Source organism: Nocardioides sp. GCM10023255 (assembly GCF_042653125.1).
In the GTDB taxonomy this organism is placed as follows: Bacteria; Actinomycetota; Actinomycetes; order Propionibacteriales; family Nocardioidaceae; genus Nocardioides.
In genome coordinates this window covers 124,316-143,677 of record NZ_JBHSHU010000010.1, presented here as the reverse complement: position 1 = coordinate 143,677, position 19,362 = coordinate 124,316, and the positions used below count along the sequence as shown (strand labels likewise).

Sequence of the window (19,362 nt, the reverse complement as noted above, 5' to 3'; positions counted from 1 at the left end):
CGCTGACGCCGGCACTGCACGTCACTACGCTGTCAGCATGACGGATGCCCTGATCAGCAGCGCGTACAGCCAGGCCCTCGAGGTCATCGCCTCGGTCGAACCCCGCATCGCGGACGCGACGCGTCAGGAGCTCGCCGACCAGCGGGCGTCCCTGAAGCTGATCGCCAGCGAGAACTACGCCTCGCCCGCGGTCCTGCTCACCATGGGCACCTGGCTCAGCGACAAGTACGCCGAGGGCACGGTCGGTCACCGCTTCTACGCCGGCTGCCAGAACGTCGACACCGTCGAGTCGGTCGCGGCCGAGCACGCGCGCGAGCTGTTCGGCGCGCCGTACGCCTACGTCCAGCCGCACTCCGGCATCGACGCCAACCTGGTCGCCTTCTGGTCGATCCTCGCCAACCGGGTCGAGACCCCCGCACTGCAGAAGCTCGGCGCCAAGAACGTCAACGAGCTGAGCGAGGCCGACTGGGAGTCGCTGCGCCACGACCTCGGCAACCAGCGCCTGCTCGGCATGTCCCTCGACGCGGGCGGCCACCTCACCCACGGCTTCCGCCCCAACATCAGCGGCAAGATGTTCCACCAGCAGCAGTACGGCACCGACCCGGAGACCGGCCTGCTGGACTACGACGCGGTCGCCGCCAAGGCGCGCGAGTTCAAGCCGCTGGTGCTCATCGCCGGCTACTCCGCCTACCCGCGCCGGGTGAACTTCGCGAAGATGCGCGAGATCGCCGACGAGGTCGGCGCGACCCTCATGGTCGACATGGCCCACTTCGCCGGCCTGGTCGCGGGCAAGGTCTTCACCGGTGACGAGAACCCCGTCCCGTTCGCCCACATCACGACCACCACGACCCACAAGTCGCTGCGCGGCCCGCGCGGTGGCCTCGTGCTGGCGCAGGAGGAGTACGCCGCCGACGTCGACCGCGGCTGCCCGATGGTGCTCGGCGGCCCGCTCTCGCACGTGATGGCCGCGAAGGCCGTCGCGCTCGCCGAGGCCCGCCAGGCGTCGTTCCAGACCTACGCCCAGCAGATCGCCGACAACGCCAAGTCGCTCGCCGACGGGTTCCTGACCCGCGGCGCGAAGCTGGTCACCGGCGGCACCGACAACCACCTCGTGCTGCTCGACGTCTCGTCCTTCGGCCTCACCGGCCGGCAGGCCGAGTCGGCGCTGCTCGACGCCGGCGTCGTGACCAACCGCAACTCCGTCCCGGCCGACCCCAACGGCGCCTGGTACACCTCCGGCATCCGCCTCGGCACGCCGGCGCTGACCACGCGCGGCTTCGGCCACGACGAGTTCGACACGGTGGCGGACCTGATCGTGCACGTCCTGTCGAACACCCAGCCCGGCACCACCAAGGCGGGTGGCCCGTCGAAGGCGTCGTACGTCCTCGCCGACGGGGTGGCCGACAAGGTGAAGGCGGCCTCCGCCGAGATGCTGGACAAGCACCCGCTCTACCCCGGGCTCGAGCTCAGCTGAGTCCCACCGGGTCGGGCAGCCCAGCCTGCGCCGGGGCGCACCCTGGGCCGCACGACTCGTTCGGGGTCAGTCGCTCATGTCCCTGAACCAGTCGCGGGTCCCGTCGGGGCGTTCGACGTACCAGCCGAACGTCGCGCCGGGGTCGCGGCGTCGGGCCTCGGCGACCCGGGCCGCCAGCTCCTCGTCCTCGAGCGCCCCGGGCGTCTGCTCCGTCGGCGACGGGTGCAGCTCGTAGTTCTCGTACACCAGGAACCGGTCGTCGGGCCCGAGCGCCTCGATCGCGCGGGTGACGCCCAGCAGCGCACCCTCGTCGTCCGTTCCCCACACGACCGGGATGTCGTCCCAGTCGTCCGGCGTGACCAGGACCGTCACGGTGCGGTCGCCGAGGGCGAGACGGACGCCGCCCTCGGCCTCCTCGGTCACCGCGCCGAAGGTGGCGAGGTGGGTGAGCAGTCGCTCCCAGGACTCCGTGGTCATGCCTCGAGCATCCCCGACCGGGGCGGTGCCCGTCAGCCGAGTCCTGGCGGCTCAGCGCCAGGCGTACTCCATCTCGGGACGGCCACTGCCGCCGTAGCGTGGCCGGCGCTCGGCCTGGCCGGTCTCGGCGAGGTGCTCGAGGTAGCGACGCGCGGTGACCCGGGAGGCGCCGACCGCCGCGGCCACCTCGCTGGCGGACATGGGGGCGTCGGCGTCGCGCAGCGCGGCCGTCACGTCGCGCAGCGTCTCCGCGCTCATCCCCTTGGGCGTCGCGGCCGTCGGTGCCGCCCGCAGCGACCCGAACAGCTGGTCCACCTCGTCCTGGACCACCTCGTCGGGCGCGGCCGCGAGCCGGGCACGGTAGGCGGCGTACTGCTCGAGCTTGGCCCGGAACGTCGCGAACGTGAACGGCTTGAGCAGGTAGAGCACCACGCCCTGGGCGACCGCGTGCCGCACCACGTCGGCGTCCCGCGCCGAGGTCACCGCGATCACGTCGCACCGGTGGCCGGCGCCGCGTAGCCGCTGCAGCAGGCCCAGGCCGTGGCCGTCGGGCAGGTGCATGTCGAGGAGCACCAGGTCGACATGGCGGTCCTGGTTGAGGAAGCGTGCCGCCTCGGCGGCCGAGCGCGCGACACCGGCGACCTCGAAGCCCTCGATGCGCGCGGTGTACGCCGCGTGCGCCTCCGCGGCGAGCGCCTCGTCCTCGACGACGAGCACCCGGACGTTCATGCGTCCGCCCGTCCCGCCCGGACCGACGCGGCCCGCAGGGTGACGGTGAACTCGGCGCCGCCGTGGGCGGAGCCGCCGATCTCCACCCCGCCGCCGTGGCGCCGGGCCACCTGTCCCACCAGGGCCAGCCCGACACCCCGCCCGCCGCCGAGGTCGTCGACCGAGGCCTTCGTGGTCCAGCCCCGGTCCAGCACGTGGGCAGCCTCCTCCTCGGAGAGGCCGGGCCCGCTGTCACCGACGGTGACCCGCAGCGTGTCCGCGTCACCTCCCAGGTGCACCGCCACCCGGCGCACCGGCCGTCCGGCCACGGCGTCGAGGGCGTTGTCGACGAGGTTGCCGAGCACGGTGACCAGGTCCCGCGGCGCGACGGCGGGCCCCGGCGTCGGCAGGTCGCCCTCGACGGTGAGCTCGATGCCGCGCTCGGCGGCCTCGGCGCTCTTGCCGAGCAGCAGCGCAGCCACCACCGGGTCGCCCAGCTGGCCGACCATCCGGTCGGTGAGGTGCTGGGCCACCTCGAGCTCCTCGGTGGCGAAGGCGACCGCCTGCTCGGGGCGGCCCATCTCGATGAGGGACACCACGGTGTGCAGCCGGTTGGCGGCCTCGTGGTTCTGCGAGCGCAGCGACTCGGTGAGGCCGCGGACCACGTCGAGCTCGCCGGTGACCGAGCGCAGCTCGGTGTGGTCGCGCAGGCTGACGACGGCGCCGACCTCGCGCCCCTGCCAGGTCGCGGGGGAGGAGCTCACGACCAGCACGTGCTCGCCGGCGACGTAGATGTCGTCGGCCTCGCTGGTGCGGCCCAGAGCCGCGGTGACCAGCCCGGGCGGCAGCCCGAGGTCGCTGACCGGTCGGCCGACGACGTCCTCGGGCAGCGCGAGCAGGCGACGGGCCTCGTCGTTGACGAGCTGGACCCGACCTCGGTCGTCGATGAGGAGCAGCCCCTCCCGGACGGCGTGCAGGACGGCGCTGTAATACTCGTACATCCGGGTGATCTCGCGCTCGCCGAGCCCGTGCGTGGCGCGCCGCAACCGCCGGGCGACCAGCCAGGTGCCGATCAGGCCGACCGCGAGCACCGCGAGCGCGGCACCACCGATCAGCAGCACGTCGTCGCGCAGGCCGCGGTCGATCCGCTCGATCGTGATGCCGACCGAGACCAGGGCGACCACCCTCCCCGAGCCGTCGAGGACCGGCACGACCGCGCGCATCGACGGGCCCAGCGTCCCGGCGTACTCCTGGGTGAACGTGCCGCCCTGCGGCGCGTCGCCGACGTCGCCGACGAAGTGGCCGCCGATCCGGCTGGGGTCGGGGTGGCTGTAGCGGATCAGGTCGAGGTTCATGACGGTGATGAAGTCGACCCCGGAGTCGCGTCGGACCCGCTCGGCCAGGGGCTGGATGGTCGCGCTCGGGTCCGGGTCGTCCAGCGCGTCGACCAGCGTGGGGGAGTCCGCGAGCGTCCGGGCCACGGCGACCGCCCGCTCGGTCGCGGTCGTGCGCGCGTTGTGGCGGGCGTCGTACGCCGCGAGCCCGAGGGCGCTCACCACCAGCACGACGACCACCAGGACCTGCAGCAGCAGGATCTGGCGCGCGACCGAGGGCTCCCGGGTGGTTCGCCGCCAGCGCATGGCGGGATTGTCCCTCACCGCGACGGGTGTGAACTCAACGACCACAACGGTGACGGGCATCACAGCCCGCCCCACGATGGTCCGACCGGCCGGATCCCCGGCGACCACCTGGAGGAACCCCATGAGCGTCACCGTCCCCGAACCCCGCGGCGCGACGAAGCAGCCGCCGCGCAACCGGACCCACTACCTGTACGTCGCGGTGATCGCCGCCGTCGTGCTCGGCATCGCCGTCGGCCTGCTGTTCCCCGACTTCGCCGTGCAGCTCAAGCCGCTCGGCACCGCGTTCGTCGCGTTGATCAAGATGATGATCCAGCCGGTCATCTTCTGCACGATCGTGATCGGCGTGGGGTCGGTGCGCAGCGCCGCCCGGGTGGGCAAGGTCGGCGGTCTCGCGCTCGTCTACTTCCTGGCGATGTCGACGGTCGCGCTGGCCATCGGCCTGGTGGTCGGCAACGTCCTGCACCCGGGTTCCGGTCTCCACCTGACCGACGAGGTGGCGAGCGCCGGTGCCGCCCAGGCCGAGGGCGCGGGTACCACCACGGACTTCCTGCTCGGCATCGTCCCGACCTCGCTCTTCTCCGCGCTCACCTCGGGCGAGGTGCTCGAGACGCTGCTGGTCGCCCTGCTGATCGGCTTCGCCGTGCAGGCGATGGGCCGGACCGGCGAGCCGATCCTGCGCGGCGTCGGCCACGTCCAGCGCCTGGTCTTCCGGGTGCTGTCGATGATCATGTGGGCCGCCCCCGTGGGCGCGTTCGGCGCGATGGCCGCGGTCGTCGGCGAAACCGGTGTCGACGCCCTGAAGAGCCTGGCCGTCCTGATGCTCGGCTTCTACGTCACCTGCGCGCTGTTCGTCTTCCTGGTGCTGGGCACGCTGCTCAAGACCGTCACCGGCGTCAACGTGTTCAGCCTGTTCCGCTACCTCGGCCGGGAGTTCCTGCTGATCCTGTCGACGTCGTCCTCGGAGTCGGCGCTGCCGCGCCTGATCGCGAAGATGGAGCACGCCGGCGTGGACAAGCCGACCGTGGGCGTCGTGGTCCCGACCGGCTACTCGTTCAACCTCGACGGCACCGCCATCTACCTGACGATGGCCTCGCTGTTCATCGCCTCCGCGCTCGGCGACCCGCTGAGCATCGGGGAGCAGGTCTCGCTGCTGCTGTTCATGATGATCGCCTCCAAGGGCGCGGCCGGCGTCACCGGCGCCGGCATGGCGACCCTGGCCGGCGGACTGAGCTCGCACCGCCCCGAGCTGCTCGACGGGGTGGGCCTGATCGTCGGTATCGACCGCTTCATGTCCGAGGCTCGCGCGCTGACCAACTTCGCCGGCAACTCCATCGCCACCGTGCTGATCGCGCACTGGACCGGCGGCCTCGACCGGCCCCGCCTGGACCGGGTGCTCGCCGGCTCCGAGCCCTTCGACGAGACGACGATGCTCGACGAGGAGGACGACGTCCCGGCCGCTCCCGTGACCCAGGTGCCGCAGCCCCAGCCCGTCCCATGAGTTGAGTTGGGCCGGAATCGGCGTTGAGTTGGGCCTCGTTCACCGAACGGGGCCCAACTCACGTCCGAATCCGGCCCAACTCAACCCAGGGTCGGGGTGGCGCGCTCCACGATCGAGCGCAGGTCGCCGCTCTCGAGCGCGCCGAACGTGCCGTCGTAGGACGTGCCGAGGCGGGAGGCGCAGAAGACGTCGGCCACCTCCGGGGGCGCGAAGCGCACCAGCAGCGACCCCTGCAGGCACGCGGCCATGCGCCCCGCGAGCCGGCGCGCCGAGCCCTCGAGCGCGACCGGGTCGCCCAGCTCGCCGAGCAGGGCCAGCGTCTCGTCGACGGCCCGGTCCAGCCGGGAATCGGCGCCCCGGGCCAGCCCGACCTCGGTGATCCAGGCGCTCAGCGCCTCGGGCTCGCGCTGCAGCGCCCGCAGCACGTCGAGGGCGTTGACGTTGCCGGACCCCTCCCACACCGAGTTGAGCGGCGCCTCGCGGTAGAGCAGCGGCAGCACGGACTCCTCGACGTACCCGTTGCCGCCCAGGCACTCGAGTGCTTCGGCGACCATGAACGGCGTCCGCTTGCAGACCCAGAACTTCGCCAGCGGCAGCGCGATCCGGCGCAGCGCCGCCTCGTGCGGGTCGTCGATCCGGTCCACCGCCGCCGCCAGGCGCAGCGCGATCGCGGTGGCCGCCTCGGTCTCGACCGCGAGGTCGGCGAGCACGTTCTGCATCAGCGGCTTGTCGGCGAGCAGGGAGCCGAACGCCGAGCGGTGGGCGGCGTGCCAGGAAGCCTCGTTCAGCGCGCGGCGCATCAAGGAGGTCGAGCCCAGCACGCAGTCGAGGCGAGTCGCTGCCACCATCTCGATGATGGTGCGCACCCCGCGGCCCTCGTCGCCGAGGCGGTGCGCGACGGTGCCGGCGAGCTCCAGCTCCGAGGACGCGTTGGAACGGTTGCCGAGCTTGTCCTTGAGGCGGACCACGTCCAGCCGGTTGCGGGTGCCGTCGGCGAGCACGCGGGGCACCACGAAGCAGGTCACCCCGCCCTCCGCCTGGGCCAGCACCAGGAAGACGTCGTTCATCGGGGCAGAGGTGAACCACTTGTGCCCGTGCAGGGTGTACTCGCCGTCCACCGACGTCGGGCGCGCCTGCGTGACGTTGGCCCGCACGTCCGAGCCACCCTGCTTCTCGGTCATGCCCATGCCGGCCAGCGCCCCGCGCTTGGCGGAGGCGAGCCGGACGCCGGGGTCGTACGACGTGGAGGCCAGCAGCGGCGTCCACTCCTTGGCCAGCGCGTCGTCGGCCCGCAGCGCCGGCACCGCGGCGTACGTCATCGAGATCGGGCAGCCGTGCCCGGGCTCGGTGTGCGACCAGGCCATGAACCCGGCGGCGCGCCGGACGTGGGCGTGCGGGGAGTCCGACTCCCACGGCGCCGCGGCCAGGCCGTGCCCGACCGCCCGCTCCATCAGCCAGTGCCACGAGGGGTGGAAACGGACCTCGTCGATCCGGTTGCCGTACCGGTCGTACGGCGTGAGCTGCGGGTGGAACTCGTTGGCGAGGACGCCGTGCTCGCGGGCCTCCGCCGAGCCGGCCTGCTCCCCGAGCCCGGCGAGGTCGGCGACGACCTCCTCCGAGGCGTGTCGTACGACGCCCTCGACCAGCGCCCGGTCGGTGGTGACCACGTTGTGGCCGACGAGCGGGGGTGCTTGATTGGCGACGACCCGGATGTCGTCCGGAGTGTGGCGCGTCATGTGGCTACCGTAGGCCCCATGGCTCATCCGGAGGTTCGCCCGTCCGCGGCGACCCCGGGCAGCACCACCTGGGTGCAGAGCACCCGGGAGGTGGTCTGGCGCCTGATCGTGACGACCGTGAGCTCCTGCCTGCGCTACCGGGTGACCGGGCTGGCGGCCGAGGCGGCGTTCTTCGCCGTGCTGTCGGTGCCGCCGCTGATCTTCGCGATGGCCGGCGCCATCGGCTACGTCACCGACCGCTTCACGCCGGCGCAGATCGCCGACGTGCGGGCGGCGGTGATCGACCTCTCCGAGCGCGCCCTCACCGAGAGCGCGGTCAACCGGATCATCATCCCGACCATCGACGACGTGCTGAAGGGCGGCCGGTTCGACGTCATCTCGCTCGGCTTCGTGCTGGCCCTGTGGTCGGGCTCGCGGGCGTTGAACGTCTTCGTCGACACCATCACGATCATGCACGGCCTGGGCGGGCACCGGGGGATCATCAAGACCCGGGCGCTCTCCTTCGCCCTCTACGTCCTCGCGATGGTCACCGGCGTCCTCACCGTCCCGCTGGTCGTCGCCGGGCCCTCCCTGGTGGGGGACTGGCTGCCACCGCGCTTCGACTTCGTCATGAACTTCTACTGGCCGACGGTCATCGTGGTGTGCATCTGCTTCCTGGCGACGCTCTACCACGTGTCGGTGCCCGTCCGGACCAACTGGAGCTTCAACCTGCCCGGGGCGACGTTCTCCCTCGTCGTGTGGATCGCTGGGTCCTACCTGCTGCGCTGGTTCCTCACCGCCACGGCCGCCGACTCCAAGTCGATCTACGGGCCGCTCTCCGCGCCGATCGCGGTCCTGATCTGGCTCTACCTGGTGGCCATCGCGGTGCTGATCGGGGCGGCCGTCAACGCCTCCTTCGACACCGTCTTCCCGCAGAAGAGCACGACCCGGGCCCGGCTGGAGCTCATGCAGCGGCTGCGTTCGATGACGGTCCGGGACCGCTCCGTCTGAACCGGCACCCGGTCGACTAGATTCGCTCCGTGCCCGACGACCATCTCGACCTCAGCCCGGGGTCCTCCCGCGGCAAGGTGTCGCTCCCCGACACGGTGCGGTCCCCCTGGTGGGAGCTGGGCCGGCGGCTGCTGGCGGCGTTGGCGATCCTGGTCGGCACCGTCCTCATCGTGTACCTCGACCGCGACGGGTACCGCGACGCGAACGACCCGCCGTTGTACGGCGTCAACCTGGTCGACTCGATCTACTACACGACCGTCACGCTGAGCACGACCGGGTACGGCGACATCGCGCCGGTCTCGGAGCGAGCCAGGCTCATCAACGCTTTCGTCATCACCCCCGCCCGCATCGCCTTCCTGGTGCTGCTGATCGGGACCACCCTGGAGGTGCTCGCCTCCCAGGGCCGTGAGATGTTCCGGGTCGCCCGGTGGAGGAAGAGCATGGGAGAGCACGTCGTCGTCGTCGGCTACGGCACCAAGGGCCGCAGCGCCGTCGAGACGCTGGTCAACAACGGGCAGGACCGCGAGGGCATCGTCGTCGTCGACCCCGGCTCCGCCGCGCTCCAGGACGCCCACGCGGACGGGCTGGCGGTGGTGACCGGCGACGCCACCCGGCGCGAGGTGCTGCGACGCGCGGGCGTCGCCACCGCGAACCAGGTCATCATCACGACCAACCGCGACGACTCCAACGTGCTCGCGACGCTGACGGTCCGCCAGCTCAACCCCGACGCCTGGATCGTCGCGGCGGTGCGCGAGCAGGAGAACGTCGCGCTGATGCGCCAGTCGGGCGCCAACTCGGTGATCACCTCCTCCGACGCGGTGGGCCGCCTGCTCGGGCTCTCCTCGCTCTCACCCACGCTCGGATCGGTGATGGAGGACCTGCTGACCTACGGCGAGGGACTCGAGGTGGCCGAGCGCGACCTGCTGGTCTCCGAGGTCGGCCAGCAGCCCCAGTCCCTGCCCGACCAGGTGATCGCGGTGGTGCGTGACGAGAAGGTCTACCGCTACTTCGACCCGGTCGTGACGCAGCTGGCGCGCGGCGACCGGCTCATCGTCGTACGCCCCGCCAAGGAGCTGCCGTGGGCGCCGCGCCCCGGCACCCACGGCGAGGACCTCGCCAGCGAGGACGCCTAGCCGCTCGGCAGGCCCCTGGGACGGACCGCGTCCGTCCTGCGGCATTCGCCCCCGTCGGTCGTCCGGTCCCGCTAGCCTCGAGCCGAGTGGGTGGGGGCCCAGTGAGGGGTACTTGATGCCGGGGAGCGTGACGCGTCCCGGCACGAGACCGACGCTGACAACGGCGCTCGGCTTCGTGCTGGTGTACGTCGTGTTGGGATTCGTGGGTCGGGCGACGACCGTCGACGGGGAGACGTTCGCCCTGGTCTGGCCCGCAGGTGGACTCGCGGTGCTGTGGTTCCTGGTGCGCGGCGCCGGGCTCCGGAGCATCGACTCGGTGCTGCTGGCGGCGGCCGTGGTGGGTGTGAACTCGACGACCGGCGCGCCGCTGTCGGCGAGCGTCGTGCTCGTGGTGACCAACCTGCTGCAGACCCTGCTGGCCGTGGGGCTGCTGCTTCGCTGGTGCCCGGAGATGTGGGGGTGCGGGGGAGAGCGCGCGCTCGACTCGCCACGCGCGCTCAGCCGTTACCTGGCCGCGGCCGCGGCGGCCACGGCCGCGGGGGCCCTGGTCGGGACGCTCGCGTTCGGGGCTGTCCGGGGGGAGGTCGACTGGGTGGGCGGCGCGCTGTGGTTCGGGCGCAACCTGTGCAGCGTCCTGACGGTGACCACGCTGGGCCTGCTCGCGGGCCAGTGGCGCTCGACCACCGGGCCGCGTGCCCCGCTCGTCCGCCCGGGCCGCACGGCCCGGGCCGAGCTGGCCGGCGCGATCCTGCTCACCGTGGCGATGTACGTGCTCGCCTTCGTCTTCGATGACCTGCCGCTCGCGTTCCCGCTGCTGGCCGTGACCGCGTGGGTCGCGCTCCGTTTCGCGACCCTGGTGAGTGCCGCGCACGCGACCCTGATCGGCGTCGCAACGGTGGCACTGACCCTGCACGACGTCGGACCCTTCGCCCTGGTCGTCAACCCCGAGCTGGGGGCGCTGCTGGCGCAGTTCTACGTGACCACGATCGTGGTGACGGCGCTGGCGGTCTCGACCGGACGCGACGAGCGCGAGGCGCTGGCGACGGAGCTGCGCCGCAGCCAGGCGGAGGCGGTCTACGAGTCCAGCCTGCGCGACGCGATCATCGGGTCGATGGCCGAGGGGGTCGTGGTGATCGACGAGACCGGAGAGGTGCTGGTCGCCAACCGGGCCGCGGGGGAGATCCTCGGCCGGCCGACCACGGGCTGGTCGCTCTTCGGGGTCGGTGCCTCCCATCCGGACGGGTCGCCGCTGCAGGACCACGAGCGCCCGTCGTGGCAGGCCCTGCGCGGCGGCAGCGTGCGCGACATGGAGGTCATGCTGCCGCTGCCGGACGGGTCGCCCCGGGCGCTGGCCGTCTCGGCGGTCCCCTTGCCGCGCGACGACCACAGCGGGCGGGCCCGGGCCCTGATGCTCGCCCGGGACACGACGGTCGAGCACGCCCGGCGCCAGGAGCTCGCGTCGTTCGCGGGCGTCGTGGCGCACGACCTGCGCAACCCGCTGGCGGCGATCGACGGCTGGACCGAGCTGATCGCCGAGGAGCTCGACGCGGGCGAGCTGGACCCGGACGTGGCCCGGGAGTTCGTGTCACGGGTGCGCTCGTCGTCACGCAGGATGCGCGAGCTGATCCGGGACCTGCTGGCCCACGCCACCAGCGGCTCCCGCGAGATGTCCGAGGCGCGGGTCGACGTGGCGGGACTGGTCGACGAGGTGACCGCCGCCCGGCACGCCGACGGACTGGTGAGGTGCGGACGCATCCCGCTCGTCGCCGGGGACCCGGTCCTGCTCCGGCAGGTCGTCGACAACCTCATCGGCAACGCCCTGAAGTACGTCGCCCCCGGCGAGCAGCCGCGGATCGACGTGTCCGGGCGGACCGCGGGGGACCAGGTGGTGGTCCGCGTGGCCGACCGGGGCATCGGGTTGCCCGAGGGGGAGCACGACCGCGTCTTCGAGGAGTTCCACCGCGCGCACCACCGCGACTACGAGGGCAGCGGCCTGGGCCTGTCGATCTGCCGTCGGATCGTGACCCGGCACGGCGGCACCATCGTGGCGCGGGACAACCCGGCGGGACGCGGGACCGTCATCGAGCTCACGCTGCCGGCGTACGTGCGTCCGAGCGTCCCCGATCCGGCCGGCCCGGCCGAGGCCGCCCCACCGGAGGCATCCGGGCCGGTGGTCGGCGCTGACGCCGGGCCGGTGGCCCAGGTCGGCTGAGAGCGGCGAACTTCATCCTTCCGGGTGTGCCCCTGACGAGGCGACACCCCCGACACTGGTGCGGTTCCACGCTCGACGCGTGACTCACCGTCCCCGCACCACGGGGGGTCGGGGACGGTGAGGGGGCTCCCTCAGCTGGCGCCTTCGAGCTCCCGGTCGTCCGCCTGCGGCATGGTGAGCAGCGAGACGAGCTCGGTCAGGACGCACAGCCGCAGGAAGACGGGGCTGAACGCGACGACCTCCAGCGACCCGGCGCACGAGCGCACGAGGTCCCGGGCCCGGACCAGCACACCCAACGCCGAGGCGTCCACGAAGGTGACGCCGGTCGCGTCGAGCTGGGCCCGCCGGCACCCCGACCACAGGGCCTGGCTGACAGCGCGGCTGACCTGGCCGGCGGTGAAGATGTCGAGCTCGCCGTCGAGGGTCAGGCGAACGACGGGAGGGGTGTGGTTGGAGCGGATCGAGAACTGCATGGGGCCTTGATTCCTGGCGCCGGCACGCCGGCGTCTGTCCATCTCAGCCGGGAACGGAGGCGCCTTGGATGGCGGGACACGAAGTGCACCCGGCTTGCTTCGACGGTACGCCCCCTGCGCGCGTCGCGCCCGGGGTGGGGGGTAAAGGTTTTCGGAAGACCGGACTGGACCACCTCGGTGGATCCTCGCTGACGCCCTTGAGCGCCGCCGGCCGGAGGCTAGTATTCGAGTGGAACCGCTGGTGACCCGAGACACCAGCGGTTCCTTCATGTCCGGACGCCCCTCACCGTCGTCGGCTCAGCACGATCGCGAGCGTGACCAGCACGACCAGGACGAGCAGCAGCACCCACGGCGAGGCGTGCCGCAGGCCGAGCAGGAAGTGTCCGCCTCCGGGCGGTCGTCGCACGGCGCCGACCAGGGCTGCGCTGGGGCTCATGCCTGCGAACCTACGTGGGTGCCGTGGATCGGGGTGACCAGGGCGAGTGGGCGCACGACCGGTCCGCGTCCTTGAGGAAATCTTGCGGCTTTCCGGATGTTCACCTTCAGGTTGGCCGGGCTACTGTTCCTATCGAACCGCCGGTGACCCGAGACGCCGGCGGTTCCTCATATTTCCCCCCGGTCGGCATGACTTCTCCGTGCCCGCGCTCGTTGTTCCCTTCGGCTGCTGGTCCCGGCAGCAGGTCCCCGCGCCGAAAGTGAGCTCCTCGTGACGAGTCCTCGCAAGATCCTCACCCTGCACCCGCCGCTGGGTGACCGCGCCACGGACGCCCTCCTGACCGCTGTCGAGGCGGCCCTCCTCGAGGTCGGGGCCACCCGCATCTGGGTGGAGACCGACTGCTACCCCGACCTCACCGTGATGGCGATGGTGCCCGAGCTGCACCTCGCGCGCGCGGAGGAACTGGTCGGCTGACGCCGTGGCGGGCTTGACCGACCCGCCGCCGCACGCGAGCGTCACCCCCATGCTGCCCGCGCCCTTCGACCTCGCTGGTCGTGTCGCACTGGTGACGGGGGCCGGGTCCCCGGACGGCATCGGGTTCGCCGCAGCGCGGCTGCTCGGTGCCCTGGGCGCCGCTGTCGCCGTCGCAGCCACCACCGGGCGGGCGCACGAGCGCGCCGCCGAGCTGGACGGAGCAGGGGTTCGTGCCGTCGGGGTCGTCGCCGACCTGACGGACGAGCGCCAGGTGGGCCGGGCCGTCGCCGAGGTCGTCGCGGCACTGGGGCCGCCGACGGTGCTGGTCAACAACGCCGGCATGACCAGCGTGAGCGCTCCCGCCGTCGACGTCACCTCGTCCGGCGGCGAGGAGTCCGGCACCGCCGGCTCGATGACCTACGAGCAGTGGCGACGCTCGCTGGTCCGCAACCTCGACACCGCGTTCCTGGTCACCCGCGAGCTGCTGCCCGGCATGCGGGAGCGGGGTTGGGGACGGGTCGTCATGGTCGCCTCAGTCACCGGTCCGCTCATGGCGATGCGCGGTGAGGCGGCGTACGCCGCGGCCAAGGCCGGGATGGTCGGCCTGGCCCGCTCGGCCGCCGTGGACCACGCCGCGGACGGGATCACCGCCAACGCCGTGGCACCGGGCTGGATCCGGACGGGCAGCCAGACCGCCGACGAGGTCGTCCAGGCGCGGCGTACGCCGATCGGGCGCAGCGCCACGCCCGACGAGGTCGCCGCCGCCGTCGCCTTCCTGTGCTCGCCCGGTGCCTCCTACGTGACCGGCCAGTGCCTCGTGGTCGACGGGGGCAACGCGGTGGCCGAGGAACGCGGCTGAGCCGTTCACCGCGGTGCTCTCGGGACCAACGGTTCCGCTGGTGCGGGTCGATCAGCCGTGGCGAGGCCGGCATCGCCGGGCGGAGTGTCGTGGGTGGAGTGGTTCACCACGAGCCGCACGTCGGGGAGGTTGCTCATGTCCATCCGTTCCTGGGGCCCCGCCGTGGCCGTCACGGCCGCGGCCTTGTCGGCCCAGTTCCTGGTCGCAGGTCCGACCGGAGCCGTCACGACCACGGCAGCCCAGGGGCGTGCGGCCCCGGTGGCGGCCGGGACCTGGGGTCCGGTGAAGCGCCTGGACGCGGACACCCGGGGTGAGTCGCTGGCCGTGGACGCCCGCGGCGTCACGACGATCGTGTGGGCGACGAGGAATCCGCCGCGGGAGATCAAGGCGCTGCGACGCACGCGCGCCGGCGACTGGGGTGCCGAGCGGATCATCGGCCACGGGTACGCCCCGCAGGTGGCGGTCGACGCCGAGGGGAACGTCACGGTCGTGTGGCTCACCCAGCACCGGGACACCACCGACGGCGTGCTCGCCGTTCGTCGTCCCGTCGGCGGGCCGTGGTCCGAGCCGGTACGGCTGACCCAGGACCGGAGCGTCCCCGGCTACGTCCCCGGCGGCGATGACGTGAACGGAGCCTCCGACGTCCGGTTGGCGGCGAACCCGGCCGGCGCCGTCGTGGTCGCCTGGGCCTGGGGGAGCGGCCTCCTCGACGAGCCCTCGCGGGTGCAGTCCGCCTACCAGGCGCCTGGGCAGTCGTGGACGGCTGCGGAGGACGTCACGTCCGCCAACGGTGCGGGCGCACCCCTGGTGGGGATCGACGCCCAGGGTGGCGTCGTGCTGGTCTACGCCCGGCAGCGCGTGGGGCACCCCCAGGTGCTGCGGGCGCGGCAACGACCTGCGGAGGGCGGTTGGACCGCGCCGACGGTCGTGGCCGACGAGGGGTACGGACCGTCGCTCGCCGTCGACCTCGCCGGGGACGCCGTCGTCGTCTTCACGCGCAACTTCAACCGGGTCCGGGCCGTGCGCCTGGCCGCCGGAGGGCAGTGGGGACCGGCTCGGGCACTGTCGCCGGCAGGGGTCACGATCAACGACTACGCGCTGGCGATGAACGGTCGGGGCAAGGCGCTGGTCGCCCTGGCGCGGGGCAACGGCCGCGTGGACCTGGTCCGCCGGCCGCCGCAGGGGCGGTGGTCGGCCCCGGTGCGGGTGGTCGGGCGCGGCAACACGGTCGGCGACGTGCTCGTGGCCCTTGACGAGGCCGGGGACACGTTCGTCGGGTACGGCCTGTACGCGCTGTGGGGCAAGTACCGGCCGCGCGACGGCGTCTGGGGCCGGCAGGCCACCATCTCGCCCGACTCCGGCGTCGAGGTGCTCGAGGAGACCTTCGCCGCCATGGCGCCCGACGGCGACGTCGTCGTGCTCTGGGAGCAGGAGGAGCGGCCGCTCAAGGTGCGGGTGATGACCACGTCCTGACCTGTGGGGGAACCAGCGTCGTCGTTGCGTCCATCTTGCGTGTCCCTTGAGGCTCCGGTCCTACGTTCGTCGCAGATCTCGAGGATGAAGGTGGGGATGATGGGGATGGTTTTCCACGAGACCTCCAAGTGCGACGCAGCGGAGAACCTGCGGCTCGGCGAGTTCCTGCTCGCGCGCATCCGGGAGGAAGAGGCGGTCCTGCGGGCCCACCTCGAGGGCGCTGACGGGCTCCACCCGGTGCTGCGGCGGGTCCTCGAAGGTGCGATGACCGCGTGCCTGAGCCGGCGACAGCTCGTCCTGGAGCACCTGGACGGTCACCGCGAGGGGGACAGCTGCGAGCTCCTGCTGCTCCTGGCCGCCGGCTACGACCACGACGTCGAGTGGGTGGAGCCGGTCCCGGCCTGACCGACCCGACGCCGTGTCGCGGCGGAGGAGCACGTCTCAGCGCGGAGTGACCGCGGCGGGTTGGACCACCTGGATCAGGTGTCCGTCGGGGTCCTCCGCCCATGCGATGAGGAGTCGGTCGAGCCATGGCTCCGGACCCTTGACGGGCGCGGCCCCCAGCTCCTGGAGACGCGCGTACGCCGCCGGGGTGTCCTCGGTCCACAGGATCACCGCCGCGCGCTGACCCGCGACGACGGGGTCGAGCCCGTGGTCGTCCCTCGTCGAGTCCTCGCTCGCCAGACCGATGCGATACCCGTCGAGGACCAGGTCGACGTGGATGGGGCTGCCCTCCGTCGGGGTCCTGAAGACCTCCTCGAAGCCCAGCGCGGTGTAGAAGCCTGCTGCGTTCGCCACGTCCTTGCTGAAGAGGACGACCTGCGGTGTCCTGAACATCGTCACGGACGCGAACACTGGCACACCTCCCAGTCGGCGACCGGGTGCCGACGCCCCACACCTGGCGCGGGCCGAAGAGGGTCACTCCGGCGCGCTGACGTCGGGCGCATCGCCGGGTTGGCTGTCGAGCCGAGCCTCGGTGCCCGGGGGAGAGGACACCTCCAGGAATGAGAAGAGCCCCTCTGCCAGCTGGCAAAGAGGCTCTGACCTGTGGTGGTACTGGTGGGCGATACTGGGTTTGAACCAGTGACCTCTTCCGTGTCAAGGAAGCGCGCTACCACTGCGCCAATCGCCCGTTGAGCAACAACAATCCCACAAGTGGGACCGAAGTTGTTCGAGGTGGAGACGGGATTTGAACCCGTGTAGACGGATTTGCAGTCCGTTGCCTCGCCTCTCGGCCACTCCACCGTGGAGGCCAAACCGTGAGAGAGACCTCTCCGAGCGGACGACGAGGCTCGAACTCGCGACCTCAACCTTGGCAAGGTTGCGCTCTACCAACTGAGCTACGTCCGCTTGTCTCTCCGCTTCCCGGTTCCCCGGGCCGCGGCGACGTGAGAACAGTAGCCGATGCCTGTGGGGGTGCAAAATCGACCCCCCGTGGGCGTGTTCGGGCCCGGTTCGTGGGTGGTTCCGGCTCCTAGAGTGAGCCCATGCGTGCGTGGATCAACGGAGACCTGCTGTCCGACCCGAGTGCCCCCGCGTTGGGGGTGACCGACCATGGGTTCACCGTGGGCGACGGGGTCTTCGAAGCGATCAAGGTCGTGGACGGGCAGCCGTTCGCCCTCACCCGGCACCTCGAGCGGCTCGCTCGTTCCGCGGCCGGTCTCGGCCTGCCGGAGTCCGACGACGACGCCGTACGTCGCGGCGTCGCGGCCGTCCTCGACGGCCAGGAGCTGCCACTGGGCCGGATCCGGATCACCTACACGGGCGGACCGGCGCCGCTGGGTTCGGGCCGTGGCGACGAGCCGCCGACGCTGGTGGTGGTCGCGGACGCGATGGCCACCTGGCCGGCCACGACGCGGGTCGCGACCGTGCCCTGGCCCCGCAACGAGCGCGGCGCCCTGGCGGGCCTGAAGACCACGTCGTACGCCGAGAACGTGGTCGCCCTCGCCGAGGCGCAGCGACGCGGCGCCAGCGAGGCGGTCTTCGCCAACCTGGCCGGCCACCTGTGCGAGGGCACGGGCTCGAACGTCTTCTACGTCGTCGACGGGGAGCTGCGCACGCCCACGCTGGCGAGCGGGTGCCTGGCCGGGGTGACCCGCGCGCTGGTGCTGGAGTGGTACGGCGGCGTCGAGGTGGACGAGCCGATCGAGGCGGTGCGAGAGGCGAGCGAGGTCTTCCTGGTCTCGACCACGCGCGACGTGCAGGGCGTGTCCGCCTGGGACGACCGGGAGCTGCCCGCGCCGGGTCCGGTCACCGCGGAGGTCGCGGCCGTGTGGTCGAAGCGGGAGTCCGAGCTGCTCGGCTCCTGACCGATTGCCCGAGCCGCGATGAGTCTCAGCGCCGGCCCGGGTCCTCACGCACACCAACCCTGCGCACGGAACCCGGAGGCACGATGAAGCTCTTGCTCACGTCAGGCGGCGTCACCAACCCCAGCATCCACACGGAGCTCGTGCAGCTGCTCGGCAAGCCGGTCGCCGAGTGCCACGCCCTGGTCGTCCCCACCGCCCAGTGGGGTCACCCGATGTGCGGACCGGCATCGGTACGCGGGGTCGTGGCCGCCGAGCCGAGGTCGCAGCACTTCACGGGCCTGGGGTGGGCGTCGCTCGGCGTCCTCGAGCTCACCGCACTGCCCACCATCGGCCCGGAGCGATGGGTCCCCTGGGTCCGGGAGGCCGACGTGCTCCTGGTCGACGGCGGCGACGCGACGTACCTGTGCCACTGGATGCGGGAGTCCGGGCTGGCCGACCTGCTGCCGTCGCTGCCCGACATGGTCTGGGTGGGAATGAGCGCCGGAAGCATGGTGATGACGCCGAGGATCGGGGCGGACTTCGTCGAGTGGCCCTCCGCGCCGGACGACCGCACCCTGGGCGTCGTCGACTTCTCGATCTTCCCGCACCTGGACGCCTTCCCGGAGAACAGCCTGGCCGACGCGGAGCGATGGGCCGCCGACATCGGCGCCCCGGCCTACGCCATCGACGAGCAGACCGCCATCAGCGTCGTCGACGGATCCGTGCAGGTGGTCTCGGAGGGACGATGGACGAAGCTCGGGTCGTAGCCGGTCAGGCCGGCGGGTGGGCGAGCAGGTCCGCCACGAGCGCGTCGAGGTCGAGGTGCTGGCTCTCGGTGCCGGCCGGCACGGCCGCCAGCGTGCGGGTGAGGAAGCGGTAGACCTCGTGGGTGTGGGCCTGGGCGATCAGCTGGCCGCCGGGGGAGCGGAACTCGAGGACCACCACGGCCCGGCCCTCCTCGTCGATGCTCGGCCACATCTCCAGGTCGCCCTGGCCCGCCGGGTCCGTGAGCGCCCGGAGCAGCGTGTCACGGCACATCGCCCAGCGGACGTCACCCTGCGACGAGGGGAACGTGATCCACACGGCGTACGGGTCGGTGGGGTCGTAGCCGAAGCTCGCCTTCAGCTCGATGCCCCGCCCGCGGGCGTCGACACACTGCAAGGTCAGCTCCTGGGAGAGCGTCCGAGACATTGGCTGCTGGGTCACGTCGACTCTCGCCCCGTCCTTGATCACGCGACCGGCCCCCGTGACCGGTCTTGACCCCAAGACGGTGCACCCGCGGGGGCGTGACGCAACAGGGACCAAGGACCCGGAATGTGAGTCGTCGGTTCTGATGCGCTAAAGTCTGCGACCGCACCTCGGGCTCGCCCGACGAGTGCGAGCTGGGGCGATTGGCGCAGTGGTAGCGCGCTTCGTTCACACCGAAGAGGTCACTGGTTCGAACCCAGTATCGCCCACCAGCCGGAGACAGGAGCCGCGCTACCTAGTGGT

19 protein-coding genes and 4 tRNA genes are annotated in these 19,362 nt (G+C 72.2%); 12 read left to right on the top strand and 11 right to left on the bottom strand.

Features of this window, described 5'->3' with window-relative positions; translation table 11 throughout:
* Positions 1-37: 37 nt before the first annotated feature.
* Positions 38-1,474 carry a glycine hydroxymethyltransferase gene (locus tag ACFO9I_RS17295; protein WP_379183078.1) on the top strand — a complete coding sequence of 479 codons (1,437 nt, stop codon included), beginning with the start codon at positions 38-40 and terminating at the stop codon, positions 1,472-1,474.
* Positions 1,475-1,540: 66 nt separating this feature from the next.
* Here ACFO9I_RS17295 and ACFO9I_RS17290 read toward each other — a convergent pair whose 3' ends face one another.
* The 3 genes from ACFO9I_RS17290 to ACFO9I_RS17280 are packed head-to-tail and all read right to left on the bottom strand — an operon-like array spanning position 1,541 to position 4,299.
* Entirely contained in the window at positions 1,541-1,951 is a 411-nt protein-coding gene (locus tag ACFO9I_RS17290) for a hypothetical protein (RefSeq protein WP_379183076.1), read from the bottom strand.
* 51 nt (positions 1,952-2,002) lie between these two features.
* Positions 2,003-2,680: a response regulator gene (locus tag ACFO9I_RS17285; RefSeq protein WP_379183074.1), complete on the bottom strand. Its 678-nt coding sequence runs from the start codon at positions 2,678-2,680 to the stop codon at positions 2,003-2,005.
* Positions 2,677-4,299 (bottom strand): ATP-binding protein, encoded by a 1,623-nt coding sequence (locus ACFO9I_RS17280; RefSeq protein ID WP_379183072.1) that lies wholly within the window; start codon positions 4,297-4,299, stop codon positions 2,677-2,679. Before ACFO9I_RS17280 ends, ACFO9I_RS17285 begins: the two co-directional genes overlap by 4 nt.
* Before the next feature lie 121 nt (positions 4,300-4,420).
* Here ACFO9I_RS17280 and ACFO9I_RS17275 point away from each other — a divergent pair, with 121 nt between their 5' ends.
* Positions 4,421-5,797, top strand: coding sequence for a cation:dicarboxylate symporter family transporter (locus ACFO9I_RS17275; protein ID WP_379183070.1), 1,377 nt, complete (start codon positions 4,421-4,423; stop codon positions 5,795-5,797).
* A gap of 80 nt (positions 5,798-5,877) precedes the next feature.
* Here ACFO9I_RS17275 and ACFO9I_RS17270 read toward each other — a convergent pair whose 3' ends face one another.
* Positions 5,878-7,533 carry an acyl-CoA dehydrogenase family protein gene (locus tag ACFO9I_RS17270; RefSeq protein WP_379183068.1) on the bottom strand — a complete coding sequence of 552 codons (1,656 nt, stop codon included), beginning with the start codon at positions 7,531-7,533 and terminating at the stop codon, positions 5,878-5,880.
* Between the two features lie 18 nt (positions 7,534-7,551).
* On the opposite strand from ACFO9I_RS17270, the gene ACFO9I_RS17265 reads away from it, so the two are divergent.
* From ACFO9I_RS17265 to ACFO9I_RS17255, 3 genes are all read left to right on the top strand, one after another.
* Positions 7,552-8,523 (top strand): YihY/virulence factor BrkB family protein, encoded by a 972-nt coding sequence (locus ACFO9I_RS17265; RefSeq protein ID WP_379183066.1) that lies wholly within the window; start codon positions 7,552-7,554, stop codon positions 8,521-8,523.
* Positions 8,524-8,552: 29 nt separating this feature from the next.
* Positions 8,553-9,656: a potassium channel family protein gene (locus tag ACFO9I_RS17260; RefSeq protein ID WP_379183064.1), complete on the top strand. Its 1,104-nt coding sequence runs from the start codon at positions 8,553-8,555 to the stop codon at positions 9,654-9,656.
* A gap of 115 nt (positions 9,657-9,771) precedes the next feature.
* Positions 9,772-11,868, top strand: coding sequence for an ATP-binding protein (locus ACFO9I_RS17255; protein ID WP_379183062.1), 2,097 nt, complete (start codon positions 9,772-9,774; stop codon positions 11,866-11,868).
* Positions 11,869-11,999: 131 nt separating this feature from the next.
* On the opposite strand, the gene ACFO9I_RS17250 is transcribed toward ACFO9I_RS17255, so the two are convergent.
* Positions 12,000-12,341 carry an STAS domain-containing protein gene (locus ACFO9I_RS17250; RefSeq protein WP_379183060.1) on the bottom strand — a complete coding sequence of 114 codons (342 nt, stop codon included), beginning with the start codon at positions 12,339-12,341 and terminating at the stop codon, positions 12,000-12,002.
* Between the two features lie 283 nt (positions 12,342-12,624).
* Positions 12,625-12,777 carry a hypothetical protein gene (locus ACFO9I_RS17245; protein ID WP_379183058.1) on the bottom strand — a complete coding sequence of 51 codons (153 nt, stop codon included), beginning with the start codon at positions 12,775-12,777 and terminating at the stop codon, positions 12,625-12,627.
* 270 nt (positions 12,778-13,047) lie between these two features.
* Here ACFO9I_RS17245 and ACFO9I_RS17240 point away from each other — a divergent pair, with 270 nt between their 5' ends.
* The 4 genes from ACFO9I_RS17240 (at position 13,048) to ACFO9I_RS17225 (ending at position 15,988) form a co-directional block, all read left to right on the top strand.
* Entirely contained in the window at positions 13,048-13,251 is a 204-nt protein-coding gene (locus ACFO9I_RS17240) for a hypothetical protein (RefSeq protein WP_379183056.1), read from the top strand.
* A gap of 49 nt (positions 13,252-13,300) precedes the next feature.
* Positions 13,301-14,110, top strand: coding sequence for an SDR family NAD(P)-dependent oxidoreductase (locus ACFO9I_RS17235; protein WP_379183054.1), 810 nt, complete (start codon positions 13,301-13,303; stop codon positions 14,108-14,110).
* A gap of 135 nt (positions 14,111-14,245) precedes the next feature.
* A complete protein-coding gene (locus tag ACFO9I_RS17230; RefSeq protein ID WP_379183052.1) occupies positions 14,246-15,583 on the top strand; it encodes a hypothetical protein in 1,338 nt (445 codons plus the stop codon).
* 105 nt (positions 15,584-15,688) lie between these two features.
* Entirely contained in the window at positions 15,689-15,988 is a 300-nt protein-coding gene (locus ACFO9I_RS17225) for a hypothetical protein (protein ID WP_379183050.1), read from the top strand.
* 36 nt (positions 15,989-16,024) lie between these two features.
* On the opposite strand, the gene ACFO9I_RS17220 is transcribed toward ACFO9I_RS17225, so the two are convergent.
* From ACFO9I_RS17220 to ACFO9I_RS17205, 4 genes are all read right to left on the bottom strand, one after another.
* Complete coding sequence (locus ACFO9I_RS17220; protein ID WP_379183048.1) at positions 16,025-16,438, bottom strand: VOC family protein; 414 nt, start codon at positions 16,436-16,438, stop codon at positions 16,025-16,027.
* Positions 16,439-16,640: 202 nt separating this feature from the next.
* Positions 16,641-16,715: transfer RNA gene (locus ACFO9I_RS17215), tRNA-Val, on the bottom strand.
* 42 nt (positions 16,716-16,757) lie between these two features.
* A tRNA-Cys gene (locus ACFO9I_RS17210) sits at positions 16,758-16,828 on the bottom strand.
* 32 nt (positions 16,829-16,860) lie between these two features.
* Positions 16,861-16,933, bottom strand: a tRNA-Gly gene (locus tag ACFO9I_RS17205).
* Between the two features lie 137 nt (positions 16,934-17,070).
* Here ACFO9I_RS17205 and ACFO9I_RS17200 point away from each other — a divergent pair.
* Both ACFO9I_RS17200 and ACFO9I_RS17195 read left to right on the top strand, forming a co-directional pair.
* Positions 17,071-17,892, top strand: coding sequence for an aminotransferase class IV (locus ACFO9I_RS17200; RefSeq protein WP_379183046.1), 822 nt, complete (start codon positions 17,071-17,073; stop codon positions 17,890-17,892).
* An 83-nt stretch (positions 17,893-17,975) separates the two neighbouring features.
* The gene (locus tag ACFO9I_RS17195) at positions 17,976-18,638 is read left to right on the top strand and encodes a Type 1 glutamine amidotransferase-like domain-containing protein (RefSeq protein ID WP_379183044.1); all 663 of its coding nucleotides are present in this window, start codon (positions 17,976-17,978) and stop codon (positions 18,636-18,638) included.
* 4 nt (positions 18,639-18,642) lie between these two features.
* On the opposite strand, the gene ACFO9I_RS17190 is transcribed toward ACFO9I_RS17195, so the two are convergent.
* Complete coding sequence (locus tag ACFO9I_RS17190) at positions 18,643-19,077, bottom strand: SsgA family sporulation/cell division regulator (protein WP_379183042.1); 435 nt, start codon at positions 19,075-19,077, stop codon at positions 18,643-18,645.
* A 179-nt stretch (positions 19,078-19,256) separates the two neighbouring features.
* On the opposite strand from ACFO9I_RS17190, the gene ACFO9I_RS17185 reads away from it, so the two are divergent.
* Positions 19,257-19,331: transfer RNA gene (locus ACFO9I_RS17185), tRNA-Val, on the top strand.
* Positions 19,332-19,362: the final 31 nt, after the last annotated feature.